The 20,348-nt window shown below is 70.9% G+C and carries 17 protein-coding genes and 4 pseudogenes; 3 read left to right on the top strand and 18 right to left on the bottom strand.

Features of this window, described 5'->3' with window-relative positions; genetic code table 11:
• Positions 1-10: 10 nt before the first annotated feature.
• Positions 11-2,533, bottom strand: coding sequence for an ATP-dependent Clp protease ATP-binding subunit (locus tag ACRAWC_RS15960; protein ID WP_431348604.1), 2,523 nt, complete (start codon positions 2,531-2,533; stop codon positions 11-13).
• Between the two features lie 171 nt (positions 2,534-2,704).
• Positions 2,705-3,067, bottom strand: coding sequence for a hypothetical protein (locus tag ACRAWC_RS15955; RefSeq protein WP_431348603.1), 363 nt, complete (start codon positions 3,065-3,067; stop codon positions 2,705-2,707).
• Between the two features lie 97 nt (positions 3,068-3,164).
• On the opposite strand from ACRAWC_RS15955, the pseudogene ACRAWC_RS15950 reads away from it, so the two are divergent.
• Positions 3,165-4,147 (top strand): annotated as a pseudogene (locus ACRAWC_RS15950) (pirin family protein).
• A gap of 135 nt (positions 4,148-4,282) precedes the next feature.
• On the opposite strand, the gene cls reads toward ACRAWC_RS15950, so the two are convergent.
• Both cls and ACRAWC_RS15940 read right to left on the bottom strand, forming a co-directional pair.
• Complete coding sequence (gene cls, locus ACRAWC_RS15945) at positions 4,283-5,761, bottom strand: cardiolipin synthase (RefSeq protein ID WP_431348602.1); 1,479 nt, start codon at positions 5,759-5,761, stop codon at positions 4,283-4,285.
• 67 nt (positions 5,762-5,828) lie between these two features.
• Positions 5,829-6,002: a hypothetical protein gene (locus tag ACRAWC_RS15940; protein WP_431348601.1), complete on the bottom strand. Its 174-nt coding sequence runs from the start codon at positions 6,000-6,002 to the stop codon at positions 5,829-5,831.
• Between the two features lie 112 nt (positions 6,003-6,114).
• Here ACRAWC_RS15940 and ACRAWC_RS15935 point away from each other — a divergent pair, with 112 nt between their 5' ends.
• Positions 6,115-6,939, top strand: a complete 825-nt coding sequence (locus ACRAWC_RS15935; protein ID WP_431348600.1) for a cytochrome c oxidase assembly protein — start codon at positions 6,115-6,117, stop codon at positions 6,937-6,939.
• 11 nt (positions 6,940-6,950) lie between these two features.
• Here the strand turns inward: ACRAWC_RS15935 and lysS are convergent, their stop codons facing one another.
• From lysS to tilS, 14 genes and pseudogenes are all read right to left on the bottom strand, one after another.
• Positions 6,951-8,477 carry a lysine--tRNA ligase gene (gene lysS / locus ACRAWC_RS15930; RefSeq protein WP_431348599.1) on the bottom strand — a complete coding sequence of 509 codons (1,527 nt, stop codon included), beginning with the start codon at positions 8,475-8,477 and terminating at the stop codon, positions 6,951-6,953.
• Positions 8,478-8,555: 78 nt separating this feature from the next.
• Positions 8,556-9,429, bottom strand: a pseudogene (gene panC, locus ACRAWC_RS15925) (pantoate--beta-alanine ligase).
• Between the two features lie 131 nt (positions 9,430-9,560).
• Positions 9,561-10,366 (bottom strand): annotated as a pseudogene (locus tag ACRAWC_RS15920) (Rossmann-like and DUF2520 domain-containing protein).
• Complete coding sequence (locus ACRAWC_RS15915) at positions 10,363-12,177, bottom strand: PH domain-containing protein (protein ID WP_431348598.1); 1,815 nt, start codon at positions 12,175-12,177, stop codon at positions 10,363-10,365. The pseudogene ACRAWC_RS15920 and the gene ACRAWC_RS15915 overlap by 4 nt, the downstream one beginning before the upstream one ends.
• Complete coding sequence (locus tag ACRAWC_RS15910) at positions 12,174-12,659, bottom strand: PH domain-containing protein (RefSeq protein WP_431348597.1); 486 nt, start codon at positions 12,657-12,659, stop codon at positions 12,174-12,176. The genes ACRAWC_RS15915 and ACRAWC_RS15910 overlap by 4 nt, the downstream gene beginning before the upstream one ends.
• On the bottom strand, positions 12,643-13,122 hold the full coding sequence (locus ACRAWC_RS15905; RefSeq protein ID WP_431348596.1) for a DUF3180 domain-containing protein: 480 nt from the start codon (positions 13,120-13,122) through the stop codon (positions 12,643-12,645). The genes ACRAWC_RS15910 and ACRAWC_RS15905 overlap by 17 nt, the downstream gene beginning before the upstream one ends.
• A complete protein-coding gene (gene folK / locus ACRAWC_RS15900) occupies positions 13,119-13,652 on the bottom strand; it encodes a 2-amino-4-hydroxy-6-hydroxymethyldihydropteridine diphosphokinase (RefSeq protein ID WP_431348595.1) in 534 nt (177 codons plus the stop codon). The genes ACRAWC_RS15905 and folK overlap by 4 nt, the downstream gene beginning before the upstream one ends.
• Positions 13,649-14,047: a dihydroneopterin aldolase gene (folB, locus tag ACRAWC_RS15895; protein ID WP_431348594.1), complete on the bottom strand. Its 399-nt coding sequence runs from the start codon at positions 14,045-14,047 to the stop codon at positions 13,649-13,651. Before folB ends, folK begins: the two co-directional genes overlap by 4 nt.
• Positions 14,040-14,843 carry a dihydropteroate synthase gene (gene folP / locus ACRAWC_RS15890; RefSeq protein WP_431348593.1) on the bottom strand — a complete coding sequence of 268 codons (804 nt, stop codon included), beginning with the start codon at positions 14,841-14,843 and terminating at the stop codon, positions 14,040-14,042. The genes folB and folP overlap by 8 nt, the downstream gene beginning before the upstream one ends.
• An 82-nt stretch (positions 14,844-14,925) precedes the next feature.
• A pseudogene (folE, locus tag ACRAWC_RS15885) lies at positions 14,926-15,498 on the bottom strand (GTP cyclohydrolase I FolE); the annotation flags it as partial.
• A 12-nt stretch (positions 15,499-15,510) separates the two neighbouring features.
• The gene (gene ftsH / locus ACRAWC_RS15880; protein ID WP_431348592.1) at positions 15,511-17,514 is read right to left on the bottom strand and encodes an ATP-dependent zinc metalloprotease FtsH; all 2,004 of its coding nucleotides are present in this window, start codon (positions 17,512-17,514) and stop codon (positions 15,511-15,513) included.
• A 98-nt stretch (positions 17,515-17,612) separates the two neighbouring features.
• Entirely contained in the window at positions 17,613-17,963 is a 351-nt protein-coding gene (locus tag ACRAWC_RS15875) for a nuclear transport factor 2 family protein (RefSeq protein ID WP_431348591.1), read from the bottom strand.
• A 54-nt stretch (positions 17,964-18,017) separates the two neighbouring features.
• Entirely contained in the window at positions 18,018-18,569 is a 552-nt protein-coding gene (hpt, locus tag ACRAWC_RS15870; protein ID WP_431348590.1) for a hypoxanthine phosphoribosyltransferase, read from the bottom strand.
• Positions 18,570-18,585: 16 nt separating this feature from the next.
• Positions 18,586-19,692 (bottom strand): tRNA lysidine(34) synthetase TilS, encoded by a 1,107-nt coding sequence (gene tilS / locus ACRAWC_RS15865; protein WP_431348589.1) that lies wholly within the window; start codon positions 19,690-19,692, stop codon positions 18,586-18,588.
• 44 nt (positions 19,693-19,736) lie between these two features.
• Between tilS and ACRAWC_RS15860 the strand changes: the two genes are divergently transcribed.
• Entirely contained in the window at positions 19,737-20,228 is a 492-nt protein-coding gene (locus ACRAWC_RS15860) for an inorganic diphosphatase (protein WP_431348588.1), read from the top strand.
• Positions 20,229-20,348 lie beyond the last annotated feature (120 nt).

Here is a 20,348-nt window from a genome sequence, read left to right as displayed (position 1 = left end):
ACGCTGTGCGTCAGTCCTTCGCGGCGAGGTCCGGGGTGGCCGGGCCGGTACCGATCGCGGCGGCGGCGTTCACGCCGGCGTTGACGGACTCCTTGCGGGTGGTCGTGGTGAACACGAAGTCGCCGTCCGTGAAGTCGACGTGCACGTGGTCGCCCGCGTTCAGCTCGCCGTGGAGGATCTTCTCGCTCAACCGGTCCTCGATCTCGTGCTGGACCGCGCGGCGCAGCGGCCGGGCTCCCAGCGTCGGGTCGAAGCCGACCTCGATCAGGCGCTCCTTGGCCGGGACCGCGAGCTCGATCGTCATGTCGCGGTCGAGCAGCCGGTCGGAGAGTCGCTTGATGAACAGATCCACGATCTGCAGCAGCTCCGCCTTGTTCAGCTGCGGGAACACGATGATCTCGTCCACGCGGTTGAGGAACTCCGGCTTGAAGTTCTTCTTGAGCTCCTCGTAGACCTTGCCGCGCATCCGGTCGTAGCCGGTGGTCGGGTCGCCCTCGATCTGGAAGCCGACGGGGCCGCCGGAGATGTCCTTCGTGCCGAGGTTCGTGGTCATGATGATCACGGTGTTCTTGAAGTCGACCACGCGGCCCTGACCATCCGTCAGACGTCCCTCCTCCAGAATCTGGAGCAGCGAGTTGAAGATGTCCGGGTGCGCCTTCTCGATCTCGTCGAACAGCACGACGCTGAACGGCTTGCGGCGGACCTTCTCGGTGAGCTGGCCGCCCTCCTCGAAGCCGACGAACCCGGGAGGGGCGCCGAACAGCCGGGAGACCGTGTGCTTCTCGCCGTACTCCGACATGTCGAGGGAGATCATCGCCGACTCGTCGTCGAACAGGAACTCCGCGAGCGCCTTGGCCAGCTCCGTCTTTCCCACACCGGTGGGGCCGGCGAAGATGAACGAGCCGGAGGGACGCTTCGGGTCCTTCAGACCGGCACGCGTGCGGCGGATCGTCTTGGACAGGGCCGAGATGGCCTCCTCCTGGCCGATGACGCGCTGGTGCAGCGCCTTCTCCATGTAGACCAGGCGGGCCGACTCCTCTTCGGTGAGCTTGAACACCGGGATGCCGGTGGCCTGTGCCAGCACCTCCGCGATCAGGCCCTCGTCGACCTCGGCCGTCGTCTTGACGTCGCCCGAGCGCCACTGCTTCTCGAGGCGCAGCCGCTCGCCGAGGAGGTTCTTCTCCTCGTCGCGCAGGGACGCGGCCTTCTCGAAGTCCTGGTCTTCGATCGCGGCCTCCTTCTGGGAGCGCACGGCGGCGATCTTGTCGTCGAACTCGCGCAGCTCCGGCGGGGCCGACAGGATCGACAGGCGCAGGCGGGCGCCGGCCTCGTCGATCAGGTCGATGGCCTTGTCCGGGAGGAAGCGGTCCTGGATGTAGCGGTCGGCGAGGTTCGCCGCGGCGACGATCGCGCCGTCGGTGATGGACACCTTGTGGTGCGCCTCGTAGCGGTCGCGCAGCCCCTTGAGGATGTTGATCGCGTGCGGCAGCGACGGCTCAGCCACCTGGATGGGCTGGAACCGGCGCTCGAGCGCGGCGTCCTTCTCGAAGTGCTTGCGGTACTCGTCGAGCGTGGTCGCGCCGATAGTCTGCAGCTCGCCGCGGGCCAGCAGCGGCTTGAGGATGCTGGCGGCGTCGATCGCGCCCTCCGCGGCGCCCGCGCCGACGAGGGTGTGGATCTCGTCGATGAAGGTGATGATGTCGCCGCGTGTGCGGATCTCCTTGGTGACCTTCTTCAGGCGCTCCTCGAAGTCGCCGCGGTAGCGGGATCCGGCGATGAGCGAACCGAGGTCGAGCGTGTAGAGCTGCTTGTCCTTCAGCGTCTCCGGCACGTCGCCGCGCACGATCGCCTGGGCGAGGCCTTCCACGACGGCGGTCTTGCCGACGCCGGGCTCGCCGATCAGCACGGGGTTGTTCTTCGAGCGGCGCGACAGGATCTGCATGACGCGCTCGATCTCTTTCTCGCGCCCGATCACCGGGTCGAGCTTGTTGTCGCGCGCGGCCTGCGTGAGGTTGCGGCCGAACTGGTCGAGGATCTGGCTGCCGGCCTGCGCGGTCGCCTGATCGTTGCCGCCCACCTGGACCTGCTCCTTGCCCTGGTAGCCGGAGAGGAGCTGGATGACCTGCTGGCGCACGCGGTTGAGGTCGGCGCCCAGCTTGACGAGCACCTGGGCGGCGACGCCCTCGCCCTCGCGGATGAGCCCGAGCAGGATGTGCTCGGTGCCGATGTAGCTGTGGCCGAGCTGGAGGGCCTCGCGCAGGCTGAGTTCGAGGACCTTCTTGGCCCGCGGGGTGAACGGGATGTGGCCGGTCGGCTGCTGCTGACCCTGGCCGATGATGTCCTGGACCTGCTCGCGGACGGCGTCCAGCGAGATACCGAGCGATTCCAGAGCCTTGGCGGCGACACCCTCACCCTCGTGGATCAGGCCGAGCAGGATGTGCTCCGTCCCGATGTAGTTGTGGTTGAGCATCTTGGCCTCTTCCTGGGCCAGGACGACGACGCGGCGAGCGCGATCGGTGAATCTCTCGAACATTTCTACTCCTCGCGACGCCGTTGCAGGGTCGGCGCCGATACATCGAGGGTAGCCGCGGCATCCCGTGCTGCGGAGGCATGTTCGCTGGAGGCGTGACGCCGTGTCAGCTGCGGAGGGCGGCGATCGTGAGGGTGGTGTCGGGGAGCTTGATGGTGACGTCCGAGCTCGTCTTCAGACCGCTGGGCGTGTCGAACACGGTGGTGTGCGGGACGATGTCGTGGGTGCAGACGCCTCCGGACGCGGGGCGAGGGTGGCCTCCAACTGGTTGGAGGCGACGACCTTGACCGACTGCACCGTCGGCGGGCACGTGGAGCTGCCGTTGAGCACGATCCCGAACTGCTTGCCGTCCTGCAGCCAGGTCGCCCACGCGGCCCCGCCCGCGCTGCTGGCCGGAGGCTGGACGCCCTGCGGCTCGCCCGCGTAGTCCTTCGCGGGTTTCACCTGCGTGCTCGTGCATCCCGCGAGCAGCAGGGCCGCGGCCACGAGGGCGGCGGAGGCGGCGACGGCGGTCCGGGGGCGCGCTGCACGGTTCACGCGCTCATTCTAGGGGCGTCCTCCTGCGGGCGCGCCGATTCCGGGGAGAGTGGAAGCGGTATGCCGTCGGGCCGGCGCGTGCGCCTAGGATGCCGCCATGAGCAACCTCGAGCGCGACCCGGTGGAGGTCCTCGCGGGCGACGACCTGATCGTCGCCGACGCGGGGGTGGAAATCCTGGAGCCGCGCGAGGTTCCGCTCGGCGGCCCCCGCGCGATGACCGTGCGGCGCACCCTCCCGCAGCGCCGGCGCTCGCTGATCGGCGGCTGGTGCTTCGTCGACCACTACGGCCCCGACGACGTCTCGCTGACCGGTGGGATGCAGGTCCCGCCGCATCCGCACACGGGGCTGCAGACGGTGAGCTGGCTGTTCGAGGGCGAGATCGACCACCGCGACAGCGTGGGGAGCCATGCGCTGGTGCGGCCGGGCGAGCTCAACCTGATGACCGCGGGGCGCGGGATCAGCCACTCGGAGGTGTCCACGCCGGGGACGCAGCGACTGCACGGCGTCCAGCTCTGGGTGGCGCTGCCTCGCGCGTCGAAGGATGTCCCCCCTTCTTCGAGCACCACGTCCCGTCGCCCGCCGCGCTCGGGGACGCGACGGTGCGGGCGTTCGTGGGCGCTCTGGCCGGGAGCGGGACGCCGGCGACCGTGTTCTCTCCGCTGGTCGGCGCCGAACTCGACGTGCCGGCCGGGACGCGCGTGACCGTCCCGCTCGATCCCGCGTTCGAGCACGGCGTGCTGGTGGACACCGGTGAGGTGACGGTTGCGGGTGCGGCCGTCCCGGTCGCCCATCTCGCGTACCTCTGCCCGGGGCGCGACGCGGTGGAGGTGGAGGCCGGCCCGGCGGGGCCGGCGCGCCTCCTGCTGCTCGGCGGCGAGCCGCTGGGCGAGGAGATCGTGATGTGGTGGAACTTCATCGGCCGCAGCCACGAGGACGTGGTCGCGGCGCGCGCCGAGTGGCAGCGCGACGTGATCGACGGGGAGGACCCGGACGGCCGGTTCGGGACCGTGCGCGGCTACGACGGGGGCGCACTGCCGGCCCCGGCGCTGCCGACGGTGCGGTTGAAGCCCCGGGGGTAACGGAGGAGATCCGGCCCGACACGCCGGGCAGCAGCAGCCAACGGAGGACATCCGGCTCCGGTGTGCCCAGATCTCCTCCGGTTGCGACGGCGGTTAGTGGCGGGGAGAGGGGGCGGGTCTCCTCCGTGGCCGACGCTATTGCAGGGCGGAGGTGAGCCGGGCGACGTTGTCGAGCACGGTGGAGCGGAGGGGCTGCTTCATCCACTCGTCCAGGGTCAGCTCGCGGCTTTCGCGGCGGTAGCCGTCCTCGACCTCGCGCATCTGCTCCACGAACGAACGGCCGCGCACCATCAGCGAGACCTCCATGTTGAGCAGGAAGGAGCGCATGTCCATGTTGCTCGACCCGATGACGGCGACGTCGTCATCGATCGTGAAGTGCTTGGCGTGGAGGATGTACGGCGCCTTGTACATCCAGATCCGCACGCCCGCTCGCAGCAACGCTTCGTAGTACGAGCGCTGGGCGTGGTAGACCAGCGCCTGGTCGCCGATCTCGGAGACGAACAGGTCGACGGCGATGCCGCGCTGGGTGGCGGTCGTGATGGCCGTGAGCATGGCCTCGTCTGGCACGAAGTAGGGGGACGTGATGACGATGCGCTCCTGCGCGTAGTACAGCAGCGCGAGGAACAGCCGGAGGTTGTTCTCGCCCGCGAACCCGGGGCCGGACGGCACCACCTGGGCGTCCAGCTCCTCCGGGTCGTTCGCGTTCTGGACGTCCTCGTCGGTGATCGGCTCGGTCTCGCGGCGGAGCAGCTCGTCGGTCTCGCTGTACCAGTCGGTGATGAAGATCGCGTTCAGACCGGCGACGATGGGGCCCTCGAGCCGGACGATGAGCTCCTTCCATTTGAGCCCGCGCCGGATGTTGGACTTCTTGTTGTAGCTGCGGTCGATGACGTTCTGCGACCCCATGAACGCCACCCGGCCGTCCACGATGAGCAGCTTGCGGTGGTTGCGGAGGTCCGGGCGCTGGTACTTGCCCTTGAACGGCTGCACCGGCAGCATCAGGTGCCACTTCGCGCCCATCGCGGTCAGGCGCTTGATGGTGGCCTTGTAGTCCGGCGTGCGCACCGACGCGATGTGGTCGAGCAGCACGCGCACGACGACCCCGCGGGCGACCGCGGCCTCCATCGCCTCGAAGAACGGGGCGGTCGTCTTGTCGAGGGTGAGGATGTAGAACTCGACGTGCACGTACCGCTTGGCCTTCGCGATCGCGGCCGTCATCGACGCCAGCGACTCGTCGTAGTGCCCGTCGAGGGAGGCCCGGTTGCCGCCGACCAGCGGCATCGCGCCGAGGTTGCGGTTGAGCTCCACCACCGACTCCAACCACGGCGGCCACGGGTGGTCGCGGCGCACGCGCTCGATGCCCTCGGTGCTGTCGATGATGAAGCGGTTGATCTCGTCCTGCTTCTCCCGGCGCTTCTTCGGGAGCTTGTAGCTGCCGATCAGCAGGAAGAACAGCACGCCGATGTACGGGATGAGGAAGATGGCCAGCAGCCAGGCCGTCGCGGAGGTCGGCTTGCGGTTGCGCGGGACGACGATGATGGCGATGACGCGGATGACGAAGTCGAGGAGCAGTGCGAGGACGACGATCGTCGTGGTCAGCAAACCCGCGTCCATCCATCCCCCTCCGGCGTCAGGCGTCGAGGACCGGAATGTACGCCCTCTCCGCTAACCGTAGTGGGCGCTATGACTTGGGGGCGAGTCCGCGGCGGGCGCGCTCCTCGTTCTCCATGCGGGAGTACACCGTGCGTTCGGTGCGGTCGGCCCGCACGATGGCGCGCATGATCACCCAGAACAGCAGGCCGACGAGCACGGTCGGGGCCAGCGACCAGACGATTCCACCGATGATGTCTCCCATAGCGGGATAATGGTACCTCCCGCACATGTGAAACCGACTCCCCCGGAGCAGCACCACGCCTCCCTTCCTCGTCTTCCTCAGCACCTGGTCCTTCGACCCGGCGGCCGCGGTCGTGCTCGCCGCGGCGGCGGCCCTGTACCTCGGTGGCGTCCTGTCGCTCCGGCGACGCGGTCACCACTGGCCGGCGCGGCTGACCTGGATGTACCTGCTGCTCGGGCTCGGCTCGTACGCCGTCATCTCGTTCGGCTTCCTGGGCGCCGAGAGCAGGGAGCTGCGCTGGGCGTTCACGACCCGGATCGCGCTGCTGCTGTTCGTCGTCCCGGCCCTGGTGAGCCTCGGGAGGCCGATCGCGCTCGCCCGGGTGGCGCTCGGGCCCGTCGGTCGGTCCCGCACCGACCGGTTCCTGCAGTCGCGCCCGGTGCGGCTGTTCGGCAACGCGATCTTCGCGACGGTCTTCGCCTGCGCGGCGTTCATGATCTTCCTGACGCCGGTCGCGGCGGTCCTCCGCGACTCGCCCTGGTCGGAGTGGACCATCTCGGTGCTGGTGCCGCTCGCGGGTCTGCTGATGGTGCTGCCGATCGCGGCCCACTCGGTGATGCACACCAGCTTCTTCATCACGGTGGAGTTCCTGCTGGCCTTCGTCGCGCTGCTGCTCGACGCCATCCCGGGCCTGCTGCTGCGGCTCAACGACGCGGTGCTCGACCACGCGCCCGCGATCGTGGGACCGTTGCCGTTCTGGTTCCCCAACGCCTTGCACGACCAGCACCTGTCCGGCGACTTCCTCTGGTTCATCGCCGAGGTCGCGGACGTCCCGATCCTGGTCATCCTGTTCATCCGGTGGATGCGCCTCGACCGTCGGGAGAGCAGGAAGCTGGACGAGCTCAGCGACGAGGAGATGGAGGCGCTCACGCAGGCGCACCTCCGCCAGCGCGGCTGAGCCCTCGGCGGTTACTTGACCAGCGGGAAGAGGATCGTCTCGCGGATGCCGAGGCCGGTCAGTGCCATGAGCAGCCGGTCGATGCCCATGCCCATGCCGCCCGTCGGGGGCATCCCGAACTCGAGCGCGCGCAGGAACTCCTCGTCCAGCCGCATCGCCTCGTCGTCGCCCGCGGCCGCGAGGCGCGCCTGCTCCACGAAGCGCTCGCGCTGCACGACCGGGTCGATCAGCTCGGAGTAGCCCGTCGCCAGCTCGAAGCCGCGCGTGTACAGGTCCCACTTCTCCACGACGCCCTCGCGCGAGCGGTGGGCGCGCACGAGCGGGCTGGTGTCGACCGGGAAGTCCATGACGAAGGTCGGGCGCACGAGCCCCGACTTCACGTGGTGCTCCCACAGCTCCTCGACGTACTTGCCGGGCAGCGGGTGCGGTACCTCGATCTCGGCCTCGGCGGCGAGCTCCCGCAACCGCGACATCGGGGTCTCCGGCGTGATCTCCTCGCCGACCGCCTCCGAGAGGCTGTCGTACATGCGGATGCGGTCCCACTGGCCGCCCAGGTCGTACTCGGTGCCGTCGGCCCAGGTGACCACGTGCGAACCGGAGACGGCGACCGCCGCGTCCTGGATGAGCTGCTGGGTCAGGTCGGCGATCGAGTTGTAGTCGCCGTAGGCCTGGTAGGCCTCCAGCATCGCGAACTCGGGCGAGTGCGTGGAGTCCGCGCCCTCGTTGCGGAAGTTGCGGTTGATCTCGAACACCCGGTCGATGCCGCCGACGACGGCGCGCTTGAGGTACAGCTCCGGTGCGATGCGCAGGAACAGCTCGGTGTCGAACGCGTTGGAGTGCGTGACGAACGGGCGGGCGGAGGCGCCGCCGTGCATCACCTGCAGCATCGGGGTCTCGACCTCCACGAAGCCCTGGCCTGCGAAGGTGCTGCGGAGGCTCGCGACGGCCGCGGCGCGGTCGAGGACGTTGCGGCGGGCCTGCTCGCGCGCGATCAGGTCGAGGTAGCGCGAGCGGACGCGCGTCTCCTCGTTGAGCTCGTTGTGGAGGTTCGGCAGCGGCAGGATCGCCTTGGACGCGATCTCCCAGCCGCGGACCATGATGGACAGCTCGCCGCGGCGGCTGGAGATGACCTCGCCCGAGACGAAGACGTGGTCGCCGAGGTCGACCAGCTCCTTCCAGCGGGCCAGCGACTCCTCGCCCACCTCGGCGAGGGAGACCATCGCCTGGAGGCGCGAGCCGTCGCCGGCCTGCAGCACCGCGAAGCAGAGCTTGCCGGTGTTGCGCTGGTGGACGACGCGGCCGGCGAGGCCGACCGTCTCCCCGGAGGTCTGGTCGGCCTCCAGGTGGCCCCAGGCCGCGCGCACCTCCGGGATGGTCGTCGTCACCGGCACCTGCACCGGGTAGGCGCCGCCGCCCGCGTCGCCGGCCTCGGCGATGAGGCGCTCGCGCTTGGCCAGGCGGACGGCCTTCTGCTCGCTGATCTCGTCGGCGGTCAGGTCGCCGTCGGCGTTGAGGTCGGTGGCGGGCGCTTCGGTCATCGTGTCTTTCCGTTCCGGCGGTTCAGTGCGGTGGAGGGCGGCGGTTCTGTGCGTGGAGGTCGTGCGGCTCTGTGAGGCTCAGCCCACCGTGATGCGTGCGTTGTCGATCAGGCGGGTGGAGCCGACGCGGGCGGCGATCAGCAGGAGCGCGGGACCGTGGAGGTCCGCACCCGCTTCGAGGAAGGTGTCCTGATCGACGATCGCGAGATAGTCCAGTTTAACGACCGGCTCGGCCTCCACGCGCGCGGTCGCCGCTTCGAGAGCTGCGGCCACTCCCCGGAGGCGGCGGACGCGCCGGCGGCGAGCGCCTGCGACAGTGCGATGGCGGCTCTGCGCTGGTCGTCGTCCAGGTAGCGGTTGCGGCTGGAGAGGGCGAGGCCGTCGTCCTCCCGCACGGTGTCGACCACGGCGATTCTGACCGGCAGGTCGAGGTCGTCGACCATGCGGCCCACGAGGTGCACCTGCTGGGCGTCCTTCTGGCCGAACACGGCGACGTCCGGCTGGACGATGTTGAGCAGCTTGGCGACGACGGTCAGCATCCCGTCGAAGTGGCCGGGACGCGAGGCTCCTCGAACAGCCGGCCGACCGCGCCCGCGGTGACCCGCGTGGAGGTCGGGCCGCCCGGGTACATCTCGGCCGCGGTCGGGGCGAAGACCAGGTCGGCGAGGCCTTCCAGCGCGGCGACGTCGGCGTCGAGGGTGCGCGGGTAGCGGTCGAGATCCTCGTCCGGGCCGAACTGCAGCGGGTTGACGAAGATCGAGACGACCACGATGCCGCCCAGGTCGCGGGCCCGGCTCACCAGACTCAGGTGGCCGCGGTGGAGGGCGCCCATCGTCGGGACCAGCACGACCCGGCCCGCGGGGGCGTCGGCGGGACCCTCGAGCGCGGCCTCGCGCCTGGCGTGCGCCACCCGCTCGCGCAGTTCGGCGATGGTGGTCACGACATCGGGCATGACGGTCCTCTCGGGGTGGTTGCGGTATGGCGGGTGGTTGCGGTGAGGCCGGGGTGGTTGCGGTGAGGCCGGGGTGGCGGCGGTGAGATCCGGAGCGCCGGTCCGGTGACGGCGACCCGGCCGCATCCAGGCTACTCGCCGCGGAGGTACCAGCCGCGTCCGTCGTCGCCGGGGTCGCCCTCCGCGGGGCCGTCGTCCGCGCCGCCGAGCGCCTCCAGCACGTCGCCGACGTCGAGCGCGGTCGGCGCCCCGGCGCGGGTCAGGGCGTTGTCGACGGCCGAGCGCAGCAGCGAGCTGAGGAACGATCCCGGGTTCTCCACTCCGATCCCGGCGAGGATGCCGGTGGACTGCTCCACGATCGAGCGCGAGAACGCGGTCGCCGTCGCGATCGCTTCCGCGTAGGCGGGGCGGTCCGCCTCCGCGATCACGACCGGCTCGCCACCCATCTCGACCACGAGGGCCTGCGCGATCGGGAGCACCGGGGTGGGCGCGGTGACGGCGAACCAGCTCTCCGCCAGCCGGGCGAGGTCGAGGCTGGTGCCGGTGAACTCCAGGGCCGGGTGCACCGCGAGGGGATGGCGCCGGCCTCCGCCGCCGGGCGTAACACCTCGACACCGTACGACGGCGCGGTGTGCAGCACGAGCTGGCCGGGCTGCCAGGTCCCGGTCGCCGCGAGGCCGGAGACGAGGCCGGGCAGTTCGCGGTCGGGGACGGCGAGGATGACGAGCTCGCTGCGCTCCACCAGGGTCGGGACCTCCAGGATCGGCGCCTGCGGGAGCATCGCGTGGGCTCGCTCGCGGCTCTCGGCCGACACCGCGGAGATGCCCACGATCGCGTGGCCCGCCCCGGCGAGCGCGGCGCCGAGCACCGGGCCGACGCGTCCGGCGCCGACGATGCCGAGGCCGAGACGGCCGGAGCGGCGGGTGGTGTCGTTCATGCGTCCCCCTCTGTCGGTCGCTGTTCGGTGGTGGAGTCGGCCCTCGAGTCGGCGCGGACCGCCCCGTAGTCGCCGGGCCGCGCCACGACGTCGGGTCGCGCCACGACATCCGGCCGCGCCACGACGTCCGGCCGCACGCCGGCCTCCGGCCGCACGACGACCTCCGGCTGCACGACGACCTCCGGCTGCAGCCGCCAGCGATGGCTGCGGTCGGTCGCCGCGGCCTGCACCGCGCGCGCCGAGACCGTCTCGAAGAGTTCCTCGCCGGCCGCGGCGTCCATCGCGCCCAGCCGCGGATGCACCGGGCCGGACACCGTGTGGAAACGCGCCTCCGCCAGTCCGAGCAGCCGATCGAGAGGGCCTTGCTGCAGTTCCAGGCTCTGCAGCCGGGCCAGCGGCACCACCGCGAGGCTCCGCCAGACGAAGCCACGGCGCAGCAGCACGGCGCCGTCCACCATCCGGAAGCCGGTCCGCTGCCACGACAGCGGCCGCAGCCAGATCGCGCGGCGCGGGCTGCCGGTGAACGCGTCGCGGCCACGGGAGGTCATGCCCTCCAGGATCGCGGCGCTGTGCTCCGCAGTGAACGCCGGCAGCACCAGCGACAGCACCTTCGCCACGTCGGCCTGGTCGCCGACCGGCAGCATGGTCGTGTTCGGCTGGCCGGCCGCGCCCTTCTCACGCGTGTGGCCGGCCGTGTCGATGCGGATCTGCCACCAGCCGAACGGCCGCCACAGCAGCGGCTGCAGCACCTCGACCGCGTGGATGCGGCCGGGCGGCAGCGTCTCGTTGCTCACGGTGAGCAGCCCGAAGCCGACCCGGACGCCGTCCGGGGTGCCCGCGATCGAGTACCGCAACGACTTGGTGAACCGGTTGATGTAGAAGCTCGCCGAGCCGAGCAGGCCGGGGAGCACGACGATCAGCAGCCAGGGCGCGCCGCCCGCCGAGCCGATCACCAGCAGGACGATCACGGCGAGGACGAACACCGTGAACCCGCTCAGCACGAGTGAGCCGGCGAGCCGCAGCGGCGGGATCTTCACCACCGACTCGGGCGGCGCGGCGTTCGGGTCGAGCTCGGGCGCGAGGAAGTCGTCGATGCGCCGGCTGACGAAGTCGCCGACCTGCGTGGCACGGGAGGTTGGCGCACCGGTCGGAGCCGGCGCCGCGGCCTCCGCCTCCCGGACACCCGACGCGAGCCGCAGCACGTCCGACCGCAGGCCGTCGGCCAGCGCCGAGCCGAGGTACGCCAGCGTCACGTTCGCGTCGTGGCCGGCCACGGAGATCTCCAGCTTCGCCGCCCCGAAGATGCGCGCGAGCAGCGGCCGCACCACGTTGATGCCCTGGATGCGGTCGAGCCGGGCTTTGCGCTGGGTGCGGAACAGGATGCCGCTGCGCACCTCCACCGCGTCGCCGGTGATCCGGAAGCTGTGCATCCGCCACGACACATAGAACGCGGCCAGGCAGCCGAGCAGCACGACAGCGACGCCGAGCAGCGCCCAGCCCTCCCAGCCGTGGTTGTAGATCGCGTCGATCGGGTCGCCGCCGAGGTCGGGCGCTCCGACGAAGAAGCCCACCAGCCGCTCGCGGAGGTTGGAGAGCACGAAGCCCAGGACCGCGATGAAGACGATGCCGCCGCGCAGCAGCGGCGTCGCGGGGTGGAGGCGGTGCCACTCGCCGTCGGTGAAGCGCTCGGCCGCGCGCTCGGCGGCGTTGAGGGGGCCGCCCGGGAGCGGTGCGCCCGGCACGCCGCCCTGCGGCACTCCGCCCTGCGGCACTCCGCCCTGCGGCACTCCGCCGGGCCCCGGGATGGTCACAGTCCCGCCCGGCGGCTCTCCGCCAGCTCCACCAGCCGGTCACGCAGCGCCGCGGCCTGCGGCTCCGGGAGGCCGGGGACGACGACGTTCGTCGACGCCGCCGCGGTCACGAACTTGAGGTCGGCCAGCCCGAGCATCCGCCCGACCGGCCCGCGCGTGATGTCGATGAGCTGCATGCGGCCGTACGGCACGGACACGAAGCGCTGGAACATGATTCCGCGCCGGAACAGGAGGTCGTCGGCGCGCAGGATGTACCCGATCGACCGGGTGCGCCGGTTCGCGATGAACAGCCCGATGAGCGTCGCGACCACGACGACGACCAGCAGGGTCCACGCCCACGACCACCCGGCGACCAGCCAGAGGAACACCGACCCGGCGCTCAGCACGACCCCGCTGAGGAGGGTGCTGACGACGACCACGACCACGTACTTCGGCGAGACGCGGTTCCACTCCCCGACGGTGAGGTCAATGCGAGCGGACACGGGCGGTCTCCGGGTCGTCGTCGTTGTCGTCGGGCGGGAGGGTGCAGAAGAACTCGGCGACGAGGCCAGCGACGAGCAGGATGACAGCGCCCGCCGTGCCCAGCGCGGTCAGCAGCACCGCGTTCGAGGCGGGAAGCACATCCCGGGTGAGGATGTAGACCAGGATGCCGGCGCCCGCGCCGGTCAGCAGGGCGCCGCTCAGACTGCACGCCTTGGCGAAGACGACGATCCGCATCGCCTGGAACGGGTCGATTCGGTGCGAGCTGCGGCCGCGCACGGCACGCCGGATCGGGACGGCGAAGGCGACCACGATGATGGCGACCGCGACCAGCGTGATCGGCAGCGTCAGCGGCGGCACGAACACGGTGAGGCCGGTGCCGGACGCCGCCAGCTCCCCGAGGAAGCCCACGACCAGTCCGAGCACCCCGAGGCCGATCAGGGAGGTGGGTCGCGTTCGCTTCATGCGTCGCCGTCCTCGTACAGCGTTACCGGGTCGGTCGTTCCCGTCACGAGCGCGGCCACCGGACCGTAGCCCGGCAGCACCGCCTCCGGGTCCACGTCGAGCCACGGCACCAGCACGAAGGCGCGCTCGTGCGCCCGCGGGTGCGGCAGGACGATGCGCGGGTCGTCGTCGGCGACGATCCCCTGGTAGTCGACGATGTCGATGTCGATGGTGCGGTCGCCCCAGCGCTCCTCGCGCACGCGGCCGAGGGCGTCCTCCACCTGGTTGACCGCGGCCAGCAGCGCCAGCGGGTCGAGGATCGTGTTGATCAGCGCGACGGCGTTGAGGTAGGCCGGCGCCTCCTCGTCGATGCCCTCCGGCTTGAGCGCGGGCGTCTCGTACAGCCGGGACACGGCCTCGACGCGGAGACCTGGATCGTCCGCGAGCAGGCGCAGCGCCTCCCGGACGGTGGCCACGCGGTCGCCCAGGTTGCTGCCGAGGGCGAGCACCGCCGGCACGCCCACGCGCAGACGCTCGGGCCGCGGCCTCATGGCCGGCCTCGCCGGATGCGCACGGCGACGTCGCCGAACGGCACCTCGATCGGAGCGTCCGGCTTGTGGACGGTGACGTCGACCGAGTGCACCGGATCGTGCGCGAGCACCACCCCGGCCACGCGCTCCGCGACCGTCTCGATGAGGTCGACCGGGTCGCGGCGGACCGCATCGGCGATCTCCGTCGCCAACTCGCCGTAGTGGACCGTGCGGGCGAGGTCGTCGGAGCCCGCGGACGGCGACAGGTCGAGGTGGGCGGTCACGTCCACGACGAAGTCCTGGCCGTTCTCGCGCTCGAAGTCGTATACCCCGTGGTGCGCCCGCACGCGCAGCCCGGTCAGCACGATCGCGTCCGTCGGCGTGCGCGAGACGGACACGGCAGCGGAATCAGTCATCGCGTCCAGCTTGCCACGCCTCCACGACATCCAGGGCCATCCGCGTCGACGCCACGTCGTGCACCCGCACCGCCCAGACCCCGGCCTGCGCGGCGAGCGCGGAGATGACCGCGGTCGGCGCGTCCCGATCCTCGACGGTTGCGCCCTCGCCGAGGAGCGTACCGAGGAAGCGCTTGCGCGACGCGCCGATGAGCACGGGGTAGCCGAGAGTCTCGAACTCGTGGAGGCCGGCGAGCACCTGCCAGTTGTGCTGCGCGTTCTTCGAGAAGCCGAGGCCGGGGTCCAGCACGAGCTTGGCCGGATCGATGCCGTGCTCGAGGAGGCTGGTGACGCGGGCGGACAGCTCCGACCGCACCTCCGCGACGGTGTGGCTGTAGACCGCGCGCGAGTCGCTCGCGTCGAGCCGGCCGCGCCAGTGCATGACGACGTACTGGAGCCCGGTGTCGAGCACGGCGTCCGGCATGCCGGCGTCGGCCAGGCCGCCGGAGACGTCGTTGATGATCGCGGCGCCCGCGTCGGCGGCGGCGCGCGCCGTGGAGGCGTTGAGGGTGTCGACGCTGACCGTCACACCGTGCTCGGCGAGGGTGCGGATGACGGGGACGACGCGGGCGCGCTCCTCCTCCGGGTCGACGCGCAGCGCGCCGGGCCGGGTGGACTCGCCGCCGACGTCGATCAGGTCGGCGCCCTGAGCGACGAGTTCGAGCGCGTGCGCGACCGCGGCCTCCGGCTCCAGCCACAGGCCGCCGTCGCTGAACGAGTCGGGCGTCACGTTGAGGACGCCCATGATGAGCGTCACGAGCGCCGGCCCCTCCGCGATTCGGCACGAATGTCGCGTTCTCCGGCGCGAAAGTCGACATTCGGCACGAATGTCGGTGTCGTTCGGCGCCTCCGCCGATGAGCGCGATCAGTTCGGCGCGGGAGGCGGGCTCGGTGAAGGCGCCCCGGGCGGCGATCGTCACAGTGGTGGCCTGCGTCTGCCGCGCGCCACGGGTGGTCACGCACTCGTGGGAGGCGTCCAGCACCACGAGGACGCCGCGGGCGCTCGCGCCCTCCTCGATCGTTTCCGCGATCTGCTCGGTGAGCCGTTCCTGGAGCTGCGGCCGCGACGAGAGGGTCTCGATGACGCGTGGGATGCGGCCGAGACCGATCACGGCGTCGCCGGGCAGGTAGGCCACATGAGCGACCCCGAGGAACGGCAGCAGGTGGTGCTCGCACACCGACCGGAAGGCGATGTCGCGCAGGATCACGGTCTCGGCGCGCGCGCCCTCCAGCGGCACCGGATCACCGAGCTGACCACGCGCGTCGACGCCCACGCCGGCGAAGAACTCGGCGTAGGCGTCGGCGACGCGCGACGGCGTGTCGGCCAGGCCCGGACGCGACAGATCCTCGCCGATGGCGGCGAGGATCTCGGCGACGGCCGCCTCGATGCGTGCGCGATCGAATCCGGTCATGCGGTGCGCGGCCTAGGCGGTCGCCGGCCGCGGCTTGACGACGGGAGCCCGCTTGGGCTTCGACGACGGCGGCTCCGAGTCGACCCCGCCGTCCACGGCGCCGGCGTCGATGGGCGCCTTCGGGAACTCGATGGGGGGCAGGTCCGAGATCGGTCGCTTGTCGCTGGACAGCCACTGCGGGCGCTCCGGCAGCTTCTTGACGTCGGCGAAGATCTCGGCGATCTGGTTGTGGTCGAGCGTCTCGTGCTCCAGGAGGGAGGCGGCGAGGCGGTCGAGCACAGCGCGGTTGTCGTTGATGACCTCCCACGCCTCGTCGTGCGCCTTCTCGATGAGCGCACGCACCTCGCCGTCGACGCGCTCGGCGATCCGCTCCGAGTAGTCGCGCTGGTGACCCATGTCGCGACCGAGGAACATCTCGCCGTTCGCCTGGCCGAGCTTGACCGAGCCGATGTCGGCGCTCATGCCGTACTCGGTGACCATCTTGCGGGCGATGGAGGTCGCCTTCTCGATGTCGTTGGAGGCACCGGTGGTCGGGTCGTGGAAGACGATCTCCTCCGCGACACGGCCGCCCATCGCGTAGGCGAGCTGGTCGAGCAGCTCGTTGCGGGTGACCGAGTACTTGTCCTCCAGCGGCATCACCATCGTGTAGCCGAGGGCGCGGCCGCGCGGGAGGATCGTGATCTTGGTCACCGGGTCGGTGTGGCGCATCGCCGCCGCCGCAAGGGCGTGGCCGCCCTCGTGGTAGGCGGTGATCAGCTTCTCCTGGTCCTTCATCACGCGGGTGCGCTTCTGCGGGCCGGCGATGACGCGGTCCACGGCCTCGTCGAGCGCACGGTTGTCGATGAGCTGCGCGTTGGAGCGGGCCGTCAGCAGCGCGGCCTCGTTGAGGACGTTGGCCAGGTCGGCGCCGGTGAAGCCCGGCGTCTTGCGGGCGAGCACCTCGAGGTCGACGGAGGCCGCCAGCGGCTTGCCGCGGCCGTGCACCTCCAGGATCTTCTTGCGGCCGAGCATGTCCGGTGCGTCCACGCCGATCTGCCGGTCGAAGCGACCCGGGCGCAGCAGCGCGGGGTCGAGGATGTCGGGACGGTTCGTCGCCGCGATCAGGATGACGTTGGTCTTCGGGTCGAAGCCGTCCATCTCCACGAGGAGCTGGTTGAGGGTCTGCTCGCGCTCGTCGTGCCCGCCGCCGAGACCGGCGCCGCGGTGACGGCCGACCGCGTCGATCTCGTCGATGAAGATGATGGCCGGGGAGTTCTCCTTGGCCTGCTGGAACAGGTCGCGGACGCGGCTGGCGCCGACGCCGACGAACATCTCCACGAAGTCCGAGCCGGAGATGGAGTAGAAGGGGACGCCCGCCTCACCCGCGACGGCGCGGGCCAGCAGCGTCTTGCCGGTTCCAGGAGGGCCGTACAGCAGCACGCCCTTGGGGATGCGCGCGCCGACCGCCTGGAACTTGGCGGGCTCCTTGAGGAAGTCCTTGATCTCCTGCAACTCCTCGATGGCCTCGTCGGACCCGGCGACGTCGTCGAAGGTGACCTTCGGCGTCTCCTTGGTGACGAGCTTCGCCCGGGACTTGCCGAACTGCATGACCTTGTTGCCGCCGCCCTGCATGCCCGAGATCATGATCCAGAAGAAGACGCCGATCAGCAGTGCGGGGATGAGGAAGCCGAGGATGTTCACGAACCAGTTGGGCTGCGGCACGGAGTCGTCGTAGCCCTTGGGGAGGTTGGCGTCGTTGATCGCCTTGACGATGTCGGCGCCGCGCGGGGTGACGTAGTAGAACTGCACCTGGTTGCCGTTGGCGCCGTCCGCCTGCTTGAGCGTCAGGTCGACCCGGTTCTCGCCGTCGACGATCTTCGCGCTCGACACCTTGTCCTGCTGCAGGAGGTTGAGGCCCTCTTGCGTGGTGACGGGCTTGAAACCCGACATGGTGATCAGGCTGGAGCCGATCCACACCGCGATGATCGCGAGCACGACGTACAGGATCGGGCCGCGGAAGATCTTCTTGAGGTTCATGGTGCGACCACAGTACCGCCTGGGCGCTGTGGGTCGGCTGCGTGTTCGCTCTGGGCGCGCTTACCGCTGCGGGTGGTTCGCCGGGGCCGCCTGGCGCGTCAGGACGCGGTGAGGATGGCGGGCCAGTACTCGGCGATCACACCGTCCTGCACACGCACGAAGTCGTGGCCGGCGAACGACATCGTCTCGTCGCCCAGATGGCACGTCATCACCCAGCGGGCGGCGACGAACCCGTCGCCGGTCAGCGGCCCGGCCTGCACGTCGAACTCGACGCTGTCGAACTGGTCCACGGTCTCGGCGATGGCGCGTGCGAACCCGCGGGGCCCGACGACGTCCCCGGCCGGCCAGTGTCCGACCGCGTCGGCCGCGACGATCGGCTCCAGCGCCGCGTGCCGGTCGCTCCAGGCGGCGAGCCAGCGCCGGTACAGCTCGGTGGGTTCGTAGGGCATGCGGTCATAGGACCACGCCGGGGGCGGCGGCGCAAGTCGACGGGGTGGTCGGCCTCAGCTGTAGACGGCCGGCGCCAGGATGCCGACGCCGCGCAGGTTGCGGTAGTGCTCGGCGTAGTCGAGGCCGTAGCCGACCACGAACTGGTTGGGAATGTCGAAGCCGACGTACTTCACGTCGATCTCGACGCGGGCGGCCTCGGGCTTGCGGAGGAGCGTGAAGATCTCGATCGACTCCGGGCCGCGGCTGCGCAGGTTCGCGAGCAGCCACGAGAGCGTGAGCCCGGAATCGATGATGTCCTCGACGATCAGCACGGTCTTGCCCGAGAGGTCGGTGTCCAGGTCTTTGAGGATGCGCACGACGCCGCTCGACGCGGTGCCGCTGCCGTAGGAGCTGACCGCCATCCAGTCCATCGTGACCGGGATGCGCAGCTCGCGGGACAGGTCGGCCATCACCATCACGGCGCCCTTGAGCACCCCCACCAGCAGCACGTCCTTGCCCGCGTAGTCGGCCTCCACCGTCCGGCTCAGCTCGGCGATGCGGGAGCGGATCTGCTCCTCGGTGATCAGAATCTCGGTCAGGTCGTCGTGAACGTCCGTGAGTTCCATGGGGGAGGCGCTGTCCTTAGCTGTCGGGGTGAAACGTGAGCAGGCCGTTCTGCCTCACAACTCTAACGCCTGGCAGGCTGAGCGGTCCCTGGCCGTGCCAGCCCGTGATCAGCTCCGCCACGGCGAGGGTGTGCGCCCTGCTCAGCGACACCCCGAACTCGGCCGAGACGACCAGCCGGATGATGCGCTGGCGCAGCGCGGCGGGGTCGGCGGCGAGGCCGCGGACGTCGAGCGCGACGGCGCCGTCCTCGGTCTGGCTGACCAGCTCCTGCGCCCACTCCAGGGCGAGGCCGTCGAGGGCGTCGTCGTCCTCGCGGAGCTGCTCGGCGGTGCGCGCGAGCGCCTCGGCCACGCCGGGACCGAGCTCGTCCTCCAGCGCCGGCAGCAGCCGGGTGCGGACGCGGACGCGCGCGTACGCGGGGTCGTCGTTGTGCGGGTCGTCCCACGGGGTCAGCCCGCTGTCGGCGCAGAAGGCGCGCGTCGTCCGGCGGCGCAGGCCCAGGAACGGGCGCAGCAGCGTTCCGGTGTCGGGACGCATCCCCTGGAGGCTGGACGGGCCGGAGCCGCGGGCCAGTCCGAGGAGCACGGTCTCCGCCTGGTCGTCGAGCGTGTGGGCGAGCAGGACGCGGGCGGCTCCGGTGGCCGCGCGCGCCCGGTCGAAGGCGGCGCGCCGCGCGGTGCGCGCGTCGCCCTCGGGCCCGGAGGCTCCGGTCGCGACGGTCACGCGGTCCACGATCACCGGGTCGAGCCCGAGGTCACGCGCCTGCGCGGCGGCGGCCTCGGCGACCTCCGCGGAGCCGCGCTGGAGGCCGTGGTCGACCACGATCGCGCCGGCCCGGTAGCCGCGGCGCGGCGCCTCGAACGCGGTCGCTGCAGCGAGCGCGAGGGAGTCCGCTCCCCCGCTCAGGCCGACGAGCAGGAGGGCTCCGGGGGCGAGCGGCGCGGGCCGGATCGGGCCGTGGTCGTCGTGCGGGTCGACGGCGGGCAGGTCCGCCGCGGCGGCCAGGGCCTCCCGCACCGCGCGCCGCGCGTCGGCGATCGGCGGCGTCAGACGCGGCCTGCGCCGAATCCCGCCGGCCGACCCTCCACCCGGCTCTTCACCCGAGGACCCGTTGAGGCGCATCCAGTAACGTTAGTGCAGATTTCCAAGAGCTAAGGAGCATCGGCATGGCCGCATACGACGTCGTCATCGAGATCCCGAAGGGGAGCCGCAACAAGTACGAGGTGGACCACGAGACCGGCCGGGTCTACCTGGACCGCGTGCTGTTCACGAGCTTCGTCTACCCGACCGACTACGGCTACTTCGAGAACACGCTCGGCCTCGACGGCGACCCGGTCGACGTGCTCGTGCTGCTCGAGTACCCGGCGTTCCCCGGCGTCGGCGTCAAGGTGCGCCCGGTCGGCGTGCTCAACATGTCCGACGAGGCGGGCAGCGATGCCAAGGTGATCGCCGTGCAGTACAAGGACCCGCGCTGGCTGCACATCCAGGACGTCGACGACATCCCGGAGCAGACCCGCAAGGAGATCGAGCACTTCTTCGCCCGCTACAAGGACCTCGAGCCGGGCAAGTTCGTCAACATCGAGGGCTGGGGCGACGCCGCGGAGGCCGAGGCGATCGTCGAGGCCGGCTTCGCGAAGCTCGCCGCCGAGGGCCACTGACCCTCCCCCACCGACAGCAACCGCCGAGTGCACAGCACGTCTGCGTACTCGGCGGTTTTCTGTTGATTTATCGCGTACTCGACTGATTTATCGCGTACTCGACTGATTTATCGCGTTCTC

The organism is Leifsonia sp. L25, assembly GCF_050632895.1.
The sequence above is the reverse complement of the archived record's forward strand: the minus strand, read 5'-3'. Positions and strand labels throughout refer to the sequence as shown.

Excerpts from the sequence above, each read along its gene's own strand:
- ACRAWC_RS15905 (WP_431348596.1), bottom strand. The coding sequence starts at position 13,122 with ATGAAGCGAACGCGACCCACCTCCCTGATCGGCCTCGGGGTGCTCGGA.
- folB (WP_431348594.1), bottom strand. The coding sequence starts at position 14,047 with ATGACTGATTCCGCTGCCGTGTCCGTCTCGCGCACGCCGACGGACGCG.
- ACRAWC_RS15875 (WP_431348591.1), bottom strand. The coding sequence starts at position 17,963 with ATGCCCTACGAACCCACCGAGCTGTACCGGCGCTGGCTCGCCGCCTGG.
- ACRAWC_RS15860 (WP_431348588.1), top strand. The coding sequence starts at position 19,737 with ATGGCCGCATACGACGTCGTCATCGAGATCCCGAAGGGGAGCCGCAAC.
- ACRAWC_RS15960 (WP_431348604.1), bottom strand. The coding sequence starts at position 2,533 with ATGTTCGAGAGATTCACCGATCGCGCTCGCCGCGTCGTCGTCCTGGCC.
- folK (WP_431348595.1), bottom strand. The coding sequence starts at position 13,652 with ATGAGGCCGCGGCCCGAGCGTCTGCGCGTGGGCGTGCCGGCGGTGCTC.
- ftsH (WP_431348592.1), bottom strand. The coding sequence starts at position 17,514 with ATGAACCTCAAGAAGATCTTCCGCGGCCCGATCCTGTACGTCGTGCTC.
- tilS (WP_431348589.1), bottom strand. The coding sequence starts at position 19,692 with ATGCGCCTCAACGGGTCCTCGGGTGAAGAGCCGGGTGGAGGGTCGGCC.
- lysS (WP_431348599.1), bottom strand. The coding sequence starts at position 8,477 with ATGACCGAAGCGCCCGCCACCGACCTCAACGCCGACGGCGACCTGACC.
- cls (WP_431348602.1), bottom strand. The coding sequence starts at position 5,761 with ATGGACGCGGGTTTGCTGACCACGACGATCGTCGTCCTCGCACTGCTC.
- ACRAWC_RS15940 (WP_431348601.1), bottom strand. The coding sequence starts at position 6,002 with ATGGGAGACATCATCGGTGGAATCGTCTGGTCGCTGGCCCCGACCGTG.
- hpt (WP_431348590.1), bottom strand. The coding sequence starts at position 18,569 with ATGGAACTCACGGACGTTCACGACGACCTGACCGAGATTCTGATCACC.